The organism is Streptomyces sp. NPDC037242 (assembly GCF_055604165.1).
Genome location: NZ_JBVJUY010000003.1, coordinates 114,671 through 127,803, shown reverse-complemented (window position 1 = coordinate 127,803; position 13,133 = coordinate 114,671). Strand labels below are relative to the sequence as shown.

9 protein-coding genes are annotated in these 13,133 nt (G+C 72.8%); 4 read left to right on the top strand and 5 right to left on the bottom strand.

From position 1 onward, the window contains the following. Positions 1–4: 4 nt before the first annotated feature. The gene (locus ACZ7GJ_RS05970) at positions 5–520 is read right to left on the bottom strand and encodes a rhodanese-like domain-containing protein (protein WP_470749877.1); all 516 of its coding nucleotides are present in this window, start codon (positions 518–520) and stop codon (positions 5–7) included. A 94-nt stretch (positions 521–614) separates the two neighbouring features. Between ACZ7GJ_RS05970 and ACZ7GJ_RS05965 the strand changes: the two genes are divergently transcribed. Next, entirely contained in the window at positions 615–1,061 is a 447-nt protein-coding gene (locus ACZ7GJ_RS05965) for an Lrp/AsnC family transcriptional regulator (protein ID WP_470749875.1), read from the top strand. On the opposite strand, the gene ACZ7GJ_RS05960 is transcribed toward ACZ7GJ_RS05965, so the two are convergent. From ACZ7GJ_RS05960 to ACZ7GJ_RS05945, 4 genes are all read right to left on the bottom strand, one after another. Beyond that, positions 1,051–4,062 carry an AAA family ATPase gene (locus ACZ7GJ_RS05960; protein ID WP_470749873.1) on the bottom strand — a complete coding sequence of 1,004 codons (3,012 nt, stop codon included), beginning with the start codon at positions 4,060–4,062 and terminating at the stop codon, positions 1,051–1,053. The genes ACZ7GJ_RS05965 and ACZ7GJ_RS05960 overlap by 11 nt on opposite strands. Further along, positions 4,059–5,228, bottom strand: a complete 1,170-nt coding sequence (locus tag ACZ7GJ_RS05955; RefSeq protein ID WP_470749871.1) for an exonuclease SbcCD subunit D — start codon at positions 5,226–5,228, stop codon at positions 4,059–4,061. Before ACZ7GJ_RS05955 ends, ACZ7GJ_RS05960 begins: the two co-directional genes overlap by 4 nt. Positions 5,229–5,425: 197 nt before the next feature. Next, on the bottom strand, positions 5,426–5,869 hold the full coding sequence (locus tag ACZ7GJ_RS05950; protein ID WP_470749869.1) for a hypothetical protein: 444 nt from the start codon (positions 5,867–5,869) through the stop codon (positions 5,426–5,428). Positions 5,870–5,979: 110 nt separating this feature from the next. Continuing rightward, complete coding sequence (locus tag ACZ7GJ_RS05945) at positions 5,980–6,828, bottom strand: caspase family protein (protein WP_470749867.1); 849 nt, start codon at positions 6,826–6,828, stop codon at positions 5,980–5,982. A 218-nt stretch (positions 6,829–7,046) separates the two neighbouring features. Between ACZ7GJ_RS05945 and ACZ7GJ_RS05940 the strand changes: the two genes are divergently transcribed. From ACZ7GJ_RS05940 to ACZ7GJ_RS05930, 3 genes are all read left to right on the top strand, one after another. Further along, the gene (locus tag ACZ7GJ_RS05940; protein ID WP_470749865.1) at positions 7,047–7,910 is read left to right on the top strand and encodes a DNA/RNA non-specific endonuclease; all 864 of its coding nucleotides are present in this window, start codon (positions 7,047–7,049) and stop codon (positions 7,908–7,910) included. Positions 7,911–7,912: 2 nt separating this feature from the next. Continuing rightward, the gene (locus ACZ7GJ_RS05935; RefSeq protein ID WP_470749863.1) at positions 7,913–8,878 is read left to right on the top strand and encodes a hypothetical protein; all 966 of its coding nucleotides are present in this window, start codon (positions 7,913–7,915) and stop codon (positions 8,876–8,878) included. A gap of 62 nt (positions 8,879–8,940) precedes the next feature. Beyond that, on the top strand, positions 8,941–13,128 hold the full coding sequence (locus ACZ7GJ_RS05930; protein ID WP_470749861.1) for an AAA family ATPase: 4,188 nt from the start codon (positions 8,941–8,943) through the stop codon (positions 13,126–13,128). Positions 13,129–13,133 lie beyond the last annotated feature (5 nt).

The following is a 13,133-nucleotide window of genomic DNA, read 5'->3' as shown; positions in this document are numbered from 1 at the left end:
GGCGTCAGCAGCCGCAGTCGTCGGAGTCCGTCGGCGCGGTCAGCGGGTCGGCCTCGGTGCGCTGCTGGCTGCCCTGCCAGGTCTCGACCTCGAAGCCCTCGCGGATCCAGTACTCGATGCCGCCGAGCATCTCCTTGACCTGGAAGCCGAGCTGGGCCAGGGCGAGGGCGGAGCGGGTGCCGCCGTTGCAGCCGGGGCCCCAGCAGTACGTCACCACGGGGACGTTCTTGTCGAGGAGCCGCTCGGCCTGCTCGGCGATGAGGGCGGTGGGCAGGTGGATCGCGCCGGGCACGTGCGCCTGGTCCCAGGACGGGGTGGAGCGGGAGTCGATGAGCTGGAAGCCGAGCTCGGCGCCCTGCTCGCGGTGGGCCTTGAAGGCGGCGGCGACATCCGACACGTCCGCGTGGAAGGCGAGGCTGGCCGCGAAGTAGGCGGCTGCCGCGGCCGGGGCCGCCGGCGGGACCCGGAGCACGGGGTTGGTGGTGGCGGGTGCGGCGGAGGTGTTCTGCGTCGTCGTCATGGCTGAAAATCTACAAACTGTTGACGATCTCCGGAAGCGGTTTTCCTCGGCCTTTCCCTTGATCCTCCGGGGAATCCCCTGCTACACCTGCCCCATGACCGGTTATTCCCCTGACGCCACCGACTGGCGGATCCTGGCCGTCCTCCAAGAGGACGGCCGCGCCAGTTTCACCGAGCTCGCGCGCGCCGTGTCCATGTCCGCGAGCGCCGTCACCGAGCGGGTCCGTCGGCTGGAGGAGCTCGGCATCATCACCGGCTACACGGCCGTGGTCGACGGGGAGAAGCTGGGCAAGACCATCCTCGCGCTGGTGCGGCTGCGCTATCCGCACGGCAACTACAAGCCGTTCCACGACTTCCTGGACGTCACCCCCGAGATCCTGGAAGCCCATCACGTGACGGGCGACGACTGCTTCGTCCTGAAGGTCACCGCCCGCTCGATGGCGCACCTGGAGGAGATCACGGGCCGGATCGCCGGCCTCGGACCCGTGACCACCAGCATCGTGTACTCGTCCCCGCTGCCGCGGCGGCCCCTCAGTCCGTGACCCCCGCCGTGCGGTGGCGCACCACCGAGCCGCCGCGCTGCTTGACGATCTCCAACTGGGCCTGGACACGGGTCCGCAGGTCCGCGACGTGGCTGACGATGCCGACGCTGCGGTCGCGTTCGCGCAGCGAGTCCAGTACGTCGAGCACCTCGTCGAGCGCCTGGTCGTCGAGGCTGCCGAAGCCCTCGTCGATGAACAGGGTGTCCAGCCGCATGCCGCCCGCCTCATCGGTGACGACGTCGGCCAGGCCGAGGGCGAGCGCGAGGGAGGCGAAGAAGGTCTCGCCGCCCGACAGGGTCGCGGTGTCCCGCTCGCTGCCGGTCCAGGCGTCCACCACGTGCAGGCCCAGGCCGGAGCGGCCGCGCCCGCTGGCCTTGGCGTCGGAGTGGACGAGGGTGTAGCGGCCGCCGGACATGCGCAGCAGCCTGACGGTCGCGGCGGCCGCGACCTGCTCCAGCCGGGCCGCCAGGACGTACGCCTCCAGCCGCATCTTGCGTTCGTTGTCCGCGGAGGTTCCCGCGGTGAGTCCGGCCAGCCGGGCCACCCGCTCGTACGCCTCGCGCAGCGGGCCCAGGGCGCGCAGCTCCTGCTCGGCCTGGCGGGAGAGCCGGTCCAGCTCCGAGCAGCGCACCCGGGCGGCGTCGACAGCGGATCCCGCGGTACGGAGCTTCGCCGCGGCCCGTTGCGCGTACGCCTCGGCGGCGTCCGGCGCGGCCGGCGCCAGGGCGGCCGCGGCGGCGGTATCGCTCTCGGCGAGACGCTCGGCCAGCATGGCCTCCTCGGCCTGCCAGGCGTCCAGCCGGTGCTGGAGCGCGGTGCGTTCGTACTCCGGGAGCACCGCGTCGGCCGCGGCGTCGGTGGTGTCGAAACCGGCCCGGAACGCGGCGTCGGCCAACTGGTCGTCGGCCTCCTTGAGCCGCGCGGCGGTCGTCTCGGCCCGGCGCAGCGCGGCGGCTGCCGAGGTGACCATCCGGACCCGGTCCTCCAGGGTCCGGGCACGGGCCGCGACGCTGGGCTCGTCCCCGCGCACGAGGACCAGCTCCGCCTCCAGCGAGGCCTGTTCCCGGTCCAGGGCCTCGCGCTGGGAGACCCTGGCGGCGGCCCGGAGCTCGGCGCCCTGCCAGTCGGAGCTGCGCGCCGCGTGCTCCCGCTCGGCGTGGGCCAACTGCTCGCGGGCGGCGTGCAGTCCGGCGGCCGCGGCGTGTGCGGCGGCGTGCCGGGAGCTCAGGTCCGAGGTCAGGGTGAGCAGTTCCCCGGTGGTGGCGTCCCCCGCGGCGGCCGCGGCATCCGTGCGGGCCTGGCGCACGGCGGCCAGCTCTCGTTCGACCGCGGCCCGTCGCTCCTCGGCCTGCTCGTAGCGTGCGTGCGCCGCGTCCTCGGCGGCCCGGTCCACGTGGCCGGGGGCCGGCCGGGCCGGAGCCGGATGTTCCGCGGCTCCGCAGACCGTGCAGGGCTCCCCCGCCACCAGCGCTTCGGCCAGTTCGGCGGCGATCCCGCGCAGCCGGGCCTCTTTCAGCTCCAGCCAGCGCTCCCGGGCGGCGGTCGACTCCTCGCGTACGGAGAGCAGTTCGCCCGAAGCCCGTTCCGCGGCGGCGTCCAGCTCGTCGCGCCGTCGGGCGGAGTTCAGGCGCAGCCGGGCGGGCTCCAGCTTGCCGGCGAGCTGCTCGGCCAGGGTCGCGGCCTGCTGGGCGGCGTCCGCGCGCTCCGCGAGTGCGGCCCGGGTGGACTCCCATCGCCCGAGCCACTCGGCGGACTCCTGGTGCTGCTCCTCGGCGGCGCGGCTCTCCCGCTCCAGCGTGGCGCGCTCGCGGCCGATCTCGGCGCTGCGCTGCTCGGCCCGGTGGGCGGCGCCGAGGGCTCCGAGGTCCTCCCGCAGCCGCTGTTCCACGGCGGCCAGGTGCTCGGTGCCCGCTTCGGCGAGCGGCGGCGGGAGTTCCGCCCGGGCGAGCATCTCCGCGTGCGCGGCGGCCATGTGCCCGGCGGCCGCGGCTCCGCGCAGCTCCAGGGCGGGGGCCACCAGGGCGCCGCGCCGGGCCCGGTCGAGCAGGCCGCGCACCCGTTCCCGCTCGGGGCCCGCCTCGGCGAGCAGCGCCGAGCGGCGGGCCGTCTCCGCGTGCCGGTGCTGCAACCGGTCCAGCTCCCGCTCCTCCTCGGCAGCGCGCCGGGCGGCGGCGTACCGTCCCTCGACGGCGGCCAGCGCGTACTCCGCGACGGCCAGCCGCTCCCGGGCGGCGCACCGGGCGACGGCCGCCCAGGCCCGGACAGCTTCGGCCAGCCCGGGGTCGCCCGGCTGGTGGCCGGGCAGCGGCCAGGCCCGCAGATCGGGGCTGTCCCCGGCGGCCTGGGCGAGCCGCTGGGCGGTGGAGAGGACCTTCTCGTCGCCGGCGCGCACCTTGGCCTCGGCGGCGCGGCGGCGCTCGCCGAGCAGGGTCTCGACGGCGGCGAAGCGCCGGGTGTCGAACAGCCGGCCCAGCAGTCGGCCGCGCGCCACCTCATCGGCCCGCAGGAAACGCGCGAACTCCCCCTGGGGCAACAGCACGACCTGGCAGAACTGCTCGCGGCTCATGCCGAGCAGCTGCTCGATCTCCTCACCGATCTCCTGGTGGGAACGGCTGAGGGCGAGCCAGCGTTCCCCGTCGTACTCCCGCAGCCAGCTCTGCGCCTTGTCCTTGGTCGTCCCGGTGCCGCGCTTCTTGGGCCGGTCCTGCTCGGGCCGCCGGGAGATCTCCAGGCGCCGCCCGCCCGCGGTGAGTTCGAGGGTGACCTCGGTCGGGGTGTCGGCGGCGGCGTGGTCGCTGCGCAGGCTGGTGCCGGGGGCCTGGCGGGAGCCGGGCACCGATCCGTAGAGGGCGTAGCAGACCGCGTCGAGGATCGAGGTCTTGCCCGCTCCGGTGGGCCCGTGCAGCAGGAAGATCCCGGCGCCGGACAGCGCGTCGAAGTCGACCTCCTGGGGCTCGGCGAAGGGCCCGAAGGCGGTGACGGCCAGCCGGTGCAGCCTCATCGGTGGGTCTCCTGCCGGCTGTCGTCGGCCCGTACCTCTTCGAAGGCGCCCTGCAGTACGGCCCGTTCGGCCTCGTCGGCGAAGCTCCCGCCGCGCACGTGGGTGACGAAGTCCTCGGCGATCTCCTGGTCGCTGCGCCCCTTGAGGCGCTGGGCGTAGCTGACTCCGCCGTCCTCCTCGCGGCCCTCGGGGTCGAAGGAGAGCGCCAGGGTGTGCGGGAAGCGGGCGGCGAGCCGCGCCATCGGGTCCTCGGGCCGGACGGGGTCGGTGAGGGTGGCCTCGACCCAGCACTCCTCGTACGGGGTGTGGGCCGGGTCCTCCAGCAGTGCGTCGAGCCGCCCGCGCAGCCGGGCGAGCCGGCGGGGCACGGGGGTGTCGATGCGCTCGGCGCGCACGGGTGCGCCGGCGGCGCCGAGTTCGATCAGCCACATGGTCTTGCGGTGGTCGGCCTCGGAGAAGGAGTAGGCGAGCGGGGAACCGGAGTAGCGCACCCGTTCGTTGATCGTCTGGCAGCCGTGGAGGTGGCCGAGGGCCGCGTAGTCGACGCCGTCGAAGACGGCGGCGGGCACGGCCTCGACCGCGCCGACGGCGATGTCGCGCTCGCTGTCGCTGGCCTGGCCGCCGGTGACGAAGGCGTGTGCGAGGACGACGGAGCGGGTGCCGGGCGCGCGGCCGGCCAGGTCGGCCCGGATCCGCTCCATGGCCGCGCCCAGTACGGCTTCGTGGCTGACCTTCTGCGCGCCGAACTCGTCCTTGACCAGGGCCGGCTCCAGGTACGGCAGCCCGTACAGCGCCACCTCACCGTGTACGTCGGCCAGTACGACGGGGTCGGCGCAGCCGGCCGGGTCGGTCCTGAGGTGGATCCCGGCGCGCCCGATGAGCCCGGCCCCGACGCCGAGGCGGCGGGCGGAGTCGTGGTTCCCGGAGATCATCACGGTGGGCACGCCGAGGTCGGCGAGCCGGTGCAGGGCCTGGTCGTAGAGCTCTACGGCGGGCAGCGGGGGCACGGCCCGGTCGTAGACGTCACCGGCGACGAGCACGGCGTCGACCTCGTGCTCGCGGGCGGCTTCGACGAGGTGGTCGATGAAGGCGGCCTGGGCGGCGAGCAGGTTCACGCGGTGGAAGGAGCGGCCGAGGTGCCAGTCGGAGGTGTGCAGAAACTTCACTCGACCCGCTCCGACCTTCTGACCTGCACGTTTACCGCTCCTCCACCTCCGAAACCAGCGCGGGACCAGCATGGGCGCCGCGGACGGTACCCACCACGCTAACGCCAGTCGGCGCCTGATCCGTCGCAGACCTCAGTCTGCCACCGGCGTCCGGGGCCAGGTGACCAAAGATCTTGGTACGGCTCACCGGGTACGGCTCACCCGCTGGAGGCCAGCCTGGACACCGCCGCGGCGTTGTCCTCCCTGGCCTGGTCCCGGCTGTCCGGCGGGACGCACACCTTGTCCCAGGGTGCGGCCTCGCGCCAGACGTAACCCGCCTTGCAGGTGTCCCGGCCGTAGGCGCCGCCGCCGGGCTGCTTGCGGGACGGACCGAGCCGGTTCTCACGGGCCGACTGGTCCCGGATGTCCGGGGTCACGCACACCAGGTCGCCGGTGTACGCCTCGCGCCACACATAGCCCTGTTTGCAGGTGAACGGCCCGTACGGGTCGCCCACCGAGCCCACCGAGCTCGCGGAGCCCGCTATACCCGCGGAGCCCGACGTGCTCGCGGAGCCCGCCGGGGCCACGGCGCCGAGCAGGCCGCCCGCCAGCACCAGGGTGACGGCCGACCTGCCGAGCAACCGGCGCATGTGCGTGTTCATGTGAACCTCCTTCGCCACGGTGGCCCTTGGCCGGCCGCCTGAAGGCACGGAGGGGTGAAATACGCCTCCTTAACCCACTTTAGGGCTAATGATGGTGATGTGGCTTGTCCTCAGACCGTGAAGGGCTTCTGGTCGAGGAAACTCGCCGCCGGATCCCCGGTCAGGTAGAGGTTGGGGCTCTGGATGGCCGGCATGCGGCGCTGGATCGCACGGTGGAAGGTGCGGTACCCGCCCTGGAACTGCCCGTCGTCCCAGACCTTGAGCAGGTGCGCGGTGAACAGGCCGTTGACGTCTCCGTCCGAGGCGACCTGATTGTCCTGACAGGCCGCGATGAGGAGGGCGTCGGGCTCGCGCGCCCCGTCCTGTCCGTTCTTCAGCTCGCGCTGCAACCCGGCGTAGAACTCCCGGTCACGGGCGAGGACCTCCTGCTGCTTGAGCATCGGCATCAGCCGGGAGGCGGCCTCCACCTTGGCCGGGTCCTTGGTCCGGAACTGCGATTCGAGCGCCTCCGGGGTGAGCATCTCCTGCACGGACTCGATGCCGCTGCCGCTGTGGCAGCAGTCGAGCAGGGCGACGATGCGCACCCCCTCGGGCATCCGGCGGAACTCGGCGTAGAGCTCGTCGTCGAGGAACATGCGGTCGTAGAACACCAGGGTCTCGTCGAACAGATCCGGTTCGTCCCCGGTGGTGTCGTCCACCTGGCCACCGTGGCCCGAGTACGTGAAGAGCAGGATGCCCCCCGCCGTCAGCCGGCCGGCCGCGTCGCGCAAGGCGGCGGTGATGTTGTCGACGGTTCCGTCGCGGGTCAGGATCAGCGTCTCGCTGAAGCCGTTGGCGCGGGCGATGGCCGCCATGTCGCGCGCGTCGTTCTCGCAGGCGTTCAGCTGGCCGTCCCAGCCTTCGTACTTGGCTGGGTCGACCGAGTTGAGTCCGATGTGGATGGACAGGCCAGTGGGCACGGAGGGCCTCCTTCGGCGCAGGGCACCGGGTCACGGGTGTCACGGGGAGTCAACCCATGTGTTCCGTGGCCGGACCCCGGCTGAACCAGGAGTGCGCCTGCGCCCCCCGATCGGGCCCCCTCCGTCGGCCCCGAGGGGCTCCTCCGAGCGGGGCCCCTGTTCGAGTGACTTGGCGGCGGGCACCGTGAGTGATCGTCGTAGCGCGGTACTTCCATCATATGAACACTTCATCTGGGACCGCGGTCTCGCGCGGCCCGCTGGACGATCGCACCGGCTACGACGAGGCCTTCCTGGGCGAGGTCGTGCCCCTGCCGATGCCCGGTGACGGCGTCCCCACGATCGTTCTGCCGTACACCCACTTCACGGTGGTCCACCGCCCCGACCGCCGGCTCGCGGCCTCCACCGCCGTTTGCATCGACGGCTCGATGCTGATGGAGGACGTGGACCGCGAGGACAAGTGGAACCTCGACCCGCGCATCCCGGCGAACCAGCAGGCCGGCCAGGCGATCTACGCCGACAACGACCTGGACCGGGGACACCTGGTACGCCGACTGGACCCCGTGTGGGGCACGGTCACCGAGGCCAACAAGGCCAACACCGACACGTTCCACTTCACCAACGCGGCCCCGCAGCAGAACACCTTCAACCAGGGCAAGAAGCTGTGGCTGGGGCTGGAGAGCTTCCTCCTCGACCACGCGGCCAAGTTCGACCGGAAGCTGAGCGTCTTCACCGGCCCGGTGCTGCACGACTCCGACCCGCCCTACCGCGGCATCCAGGTACCGCTGCGGTTCTGGAAGGTGGCGGCCTTCATCCAGGACGGCAACCTCGCCTCCACGGCGTACATCCTCGATCAGAGCCCCGACCTCAGCCGGGCCCGCGAGCAGGCCATGGCGGGCGCCAAGGCCGGCCCGCCACCGCTGGGCCCCTTCCGCACCTTCCAGGTGCCGGTGGCGGACGTCGCCGAGGTGACCGGCCTCGAACTCGGCCGGCTGCCCGACGTGGACCTGATGCCCAAGGTCCGCGACCCCGCGGAGCGCTGGCGCCGCCTGGAGAACTACGACGACATCCTGATGCGGGACTGACGGTGGGGCCCACGGTCGTCTACATCCACGGCAACGGGAACAAGGTCCGCGAGGAACTGCTCAAGTCCCAGTGGGACCGGGCGCTGTTCGGCACCGACATGGGGAGCGCCTCCCGCATGGCGTACTGGGCCCCGATCCGGTACGCCGAACCACTGCCGGACCCGAAGGACGACCCGGCGGAGGGCGGGCCGGGCGGCATCGAGGAGCGGCCCGGCCCCGGGCCGAAGGGCTCGCCCGAGGCCCCGCCGGAGGAGTTCGTGGCCCAGGTCCTCGCCGAGGCCCGGCGGGAGGCGGCCGCCCGGACCGGCACCGGGGAGCGCGCCGCCCCCGACCCGGCGGCGGAGGAACGGCTCGCGGGCTGGCTGCAGGACATGACCTGGTTCGCGGACACCCTCGTCGGCGACGATCGGCCGGCCGGCTCCGGCGCGAGCGACGGCCTGGGGGTCCTTCCGCTGCCCGGCTTCGCCCGCAAGCAGGCGTTCCGGCTGCTGGTGAGGCAGACGTACAAGGACGTCCACGCGTACTTCTTCGGCGGGGCGGGCCCGGCCATGCGCGAGGTGGTGCGGGCCGCACTGCCCCCGCCCGGCAGCGGGCCGCTGGCCGTGGTCGGCCACAGCCTGGGCAGCGTCCTGGCGTACGAGGTGCTGCGCGAGGAGCAGCGCCCGGTCGACCTGCTGATCACGGTCGGCTGCCCGCTGGCGATCAGCGAGGTGCAGGACGTGCTCGCGCTGCCGCCCGCGGTACCGGTCGGGACCTCCGTGTGGCACAACGCCTCGGACCTACGGGACGTGGTGGCCCTCGACCACACCCTGCGGCCCGAGTACGCGCCCGTGGACCTGGTGACCGATCACCTGGTCACCAACGACAGCCAGAACCACCACGGCATCCGCGAGTACCTGGCCGCCGGTCCGGTACGGGAACCGGTCCGGGCCCTGTTCGGCCGCCTTGCGACGGAACGGACCGGGTGAAACCATGACATGTGTCAGCCGGTCCTCTCCCCGCCCTCAACGGGCGGCCGGGCAGGTGCGGAATGCCGCTCACCGATCCACAGTGGAACATCGTCACCGAGTGGGTGGGGACGTATCTCCTCGACAGCATCGACCCCCACTCCCGCCTCCGAGCCATCGGATTTGATGAACCATTCATCAAATCCCTCTCGCTCACCGGGAAAGCCGGCGAGAACGCCGTCGAGGTCGTCCGGGCGGCCAAGCGGAAGATGCGCCACCAGTACCTGCTGGTCGACGGCCTGATCCGCCAGACCGAGGTGGCCGTGCGGGCCGACACCGCACCCCTGGCCACGGAGTACCGGGACGTCCTGCAGAAGGACCAGCAACTGCACCTGGCCGAGGGAGACCCCTACCACAGCACCGTCTTCGGAGGGGGCGCCGAGGTCTTCATCGACCGCACGGAACTCCGCCGGAGCATGCGGCAACTCGTCGACGACCCGGGAAAAATGGTGCTGCTGGTCGACGGCGCACCGGACAGCGGACGCTCGTACACCTTCTCCTACATCCGCCACCTCGCACAGCACTGCGCATTCACCCCGGTGCGGGTGGTGCTCTCGCGTACCTCCACGGCCGCCGAAGTGCTCCAGCAGCTGGCCACCTGGGTCGCCCCCGACACGATCGGCCAAAACACCGGGCCCAATCCGTTGAACACATCACAGTTGAACGATCCACAAGCCCGCCTGCTGAACGACGCGAACAGCGTGGTGCGCTGGGCGACCGCCTCGGAAGACCGGTTCTGGCTGGTGTTCGACGAATGCGACAAGCTCGATGTGAACTCCGACGTCTGGGACTGCATCGGAAAGCTCGCTCAGGCCATCTACGGCAACGCCCGCCCGGAGTCCGCTCCCCGGTTGGTACTGCTCGGCTATTCCCCGTCGATGCCCCACCTCCCCGACGAGGTACGCAAGTACCAGAGCTGGGACACCGCGCGGGTGGTGGAGGAGGAGGATCTGCGCGGCTTCTTCCGCGAGCTGTTCACCGGGTCGTCGGAGCCGCCCGTCCCGTCCCCGGACTTCGAGGGGCTGGCCCCACTCGTGGACACGGCCGTGTCCGAGATCCTGCGGGCCGCCCAGGACTCGGGCGAGGGCAGCTACATGCGCAGGATCTGCACGGCGGCGGAGACGGCCGTACGGATCTACGAGTCCCTGGACGCCGCCGAGGAGTTCGCGGCCCGCCTGCGCACGGAGCTGCAGACGGCGCAGGAACAGCGGCCCGCAGTCGTGCCGGAGCTGCGCCAGGCGTACCGCGAGGCGGCCTGTCTGCTGACCCACTTCGACCCCGGACTGCTGCGACTGCCGGACGAGACCGAACCCAGCGGGAAGGCCAAGCTGGAACTGGTCGACGACTGCCGGACGGTCGGCGCGGGAGAGCATCCCCTCTGGGAGCTCAAGCCCAAGGTGCGCGAGGCGACGCTGCGCGGGCTCTCCGCCCCCGCCGCTGCCCGGGCGCTGGCCGCGAACCTCTCCCCGGACGCACCCGGGCCGGGCAGCCGTGACACCGAGGCCCGGGCGCTGGCCTACCTCACGGGCAGTCCGCCGCCCCTGGAGGCCCAGAACACCACCGAGCTCAACGACACCCTGCAGGCCGTGCTGTGGCTCTCGCAGGTGCCCGGCACGACCGGCCTCCCCGACCCCGACGCCGTGCAGCAGCTGATGGAGCGGGCCCGGCTGCTCCAGCCCCTGGAACGGCTCCTGCGCGACCCCGTCCACGGGCGGACCGCGGAGCTGAACGAGCTGCGCGCCTACGTCGGCCTGCCCGCCGAGGAGCCGCGCCGCGGGCCGGTGGATCCGGGCCATGGACCGGAGGAACCGGACGGACCGGTAGGGGCGGCCGGGAGCCCTACGGGGCCCAAGGGGCCCGGCGGTCCGCAGGATTTCGTCCGGGCCCGCACCCGGGACCCCGAGCCCCCGCTGCTGATCCACGGTCTCGCCGGAGTCGGCAAGAGCACCCTGCTCGCGACGTTCCTGCTGAACAGCCTGCGCGACTACCGGCCCGGCTTCCCCTTCGCCTACGTCGACTTCGACCGCCCCACCATCTCCATCAACGAGCCGGCCACCCTGATCGCGGAGATCTCCCGGCAGTTCGGCATCCAGTTCCCGCACCACCGGGACGCCTTCGACGCGCTCGCCCGGGAGTGCGAGGAGACGGTCGGCGCCCTGCGCGATGAGCGGGAGAAGGTCGAGGAGCTGTACGGGCTGTCCGCCACCCGCTCGTCCCTCGCGCGGAACTCGTCCGCCGAGTTCCAGGCACAGTCGAGTGCCCGGGAGACGGAACTCGTACAGCGGGTCGCCGCCCTGGTCGCCGACTCGGTGGCCGTCCCGGCGGGCGAACCCGGCCCGCCCCTGGTGATCGTGGTGGACTCCTTCGAGGAGGCCCAGTACCGCGGTTCCCCGATGATCGGCCGCATGTGGGCCGTCTGGGCCGCGCTGCAGGAGGTGTACCCGCGGCTGCGGTTCATCGTCTCCGGGAGCGCGCCGGTCCCGCACCCGGGCCGCCTGGCCGAGCTGCGGACCATCGAGCTGGGCGAGCTGGAGCCCGATGCCGCCGTGAAGCTCCTCATGTCCAACGGGGTCGAGGACGAGGGCGTGGCCCGGGCCCTCGCGGAGCGGGTGGGCGGCCATCCGCTCAGCCTGAAGCTGGCCGCACGAGCGGCCGTCCTCACGGGCAACGAGGCCGGGTCGATGGCGCAGCTGATCGAGGACCTCCCGGCCCGGCGCCGCGGCCTCTACCGAACGGTCGACCAGTTGCTGGTCCAGGGGATCCTGTACGACCGCATCCTCCGCCACGTGGTCAACGACGAGGTCCGCCTGCTGGCCGAGGCCGCGCTGGCCCTGCGGACCATCACCCCGGAGCTGATCCAGGACGTGCTCGCCGAGGCCTGCGGGATCGAGGTCGCGGGACCGGAGCACGCCCGCCAACTCTTCGGCCTGCTGTCCCGCCTCGACCTCGTGGAGCCGGCCGGGCCCGAGGCCGTCCGCCACCGTGCGGACCTGCGCGGCATCATGCTGCGCCTCGCCGACCGGAACGGGATCCAGCTGATGAGGACGGTGGACCAGCGTGCGGTGGCGTACTACCAGCAGCGCCCAGGGCTGGAGGCCCGCGCCGAGGAGATCTACCACCGGCTGCGGCTCAACGAGAGCCCGCGGGAGGTCGAACAGCGCTGGCTGCCCGGAGTCGAACGCTTCCTGACCGGGGCGAGCCAGGACATGGCGCCCAGGGCGGCCGTCTTCCTCACCGCTCGCCTGGGCGGGCACATCCCCGAGACGGATCTGGCCCAGGCCGATCAGGAGGACTGGGAGCAGCTCATGGCCCGCGAGGTCGAGGACCTGCTGGCCCAGGGCTTCGTGGACGAGGCTGCGGCCCGCCTGGCCGAGCGCCGCCCGTGGACACCCGGCAGCAGGCTGCACCCGCTGCTGGTGGAGACCCTGGCCCGGCAGGGACGCCGTACGGAGGCCCGGGCCGAGGCTGAGGCAGCCGTGGACCGGGCGGAGGACGGGGGGCAGCCCGAGCTGCAGTTGGAGCTGCTGCTGCTGTCCGCGCGCCTGGCCGAGGAGGACGGGGACATCGGCGAGGCCGATCGCGCGCTCACGGAGGCGGAGGACGTGGCTACCCGGACCGGCCGTGATTTCGAGGCGATGGGCGCGCTGCTGGCCCGTACCAAGCTCACCGCCGCATCGCCCGAGGAGAGCCCGGAGGCCGGCACCAGGCTGGCCCGGCAGCTGCGTTCCATGCCCGCCGAACAGCTGAACCGGTACTCCGCACTGGCGCGCCTGGCCGCCGCCCAGGTGTCCCAGCAGGACCCGAAGGCGCTGGAGCACACCCTGGAGGTGGTGGGTCTGCCCGCGTCCGAGGACGCCGTACCGGACGCCCTCGCCGAGGCCATCCGGCGAGCCGTCGCCGACCAGCCGCAGCTGCGCCAGGCATTGCTGACGATCCTGGCGGGTGCGGCCGGTCCGCCCGAGCCCCGGGATGCCGGTGCCGCGCCGGCGGCGGACGCACGGCCCACGGGGACGGCCGGAATCCTGCGCGAGGCCCAGCAGCTCGGCACCCTCGACGAGCTGGCCCGACGGCTGCTGCAGATCAAGGACCCGAGCGGGGAGCTGCTGTCCGGGGTGGCGGCCGCCATGGCCGCCGGTACCCCCATGGCCGGGCCGGACCCCGGGCCGACTGCTCCAACACCTCTCGAAGGGAACGGCCCGCAAGCGGCCTGAGCACC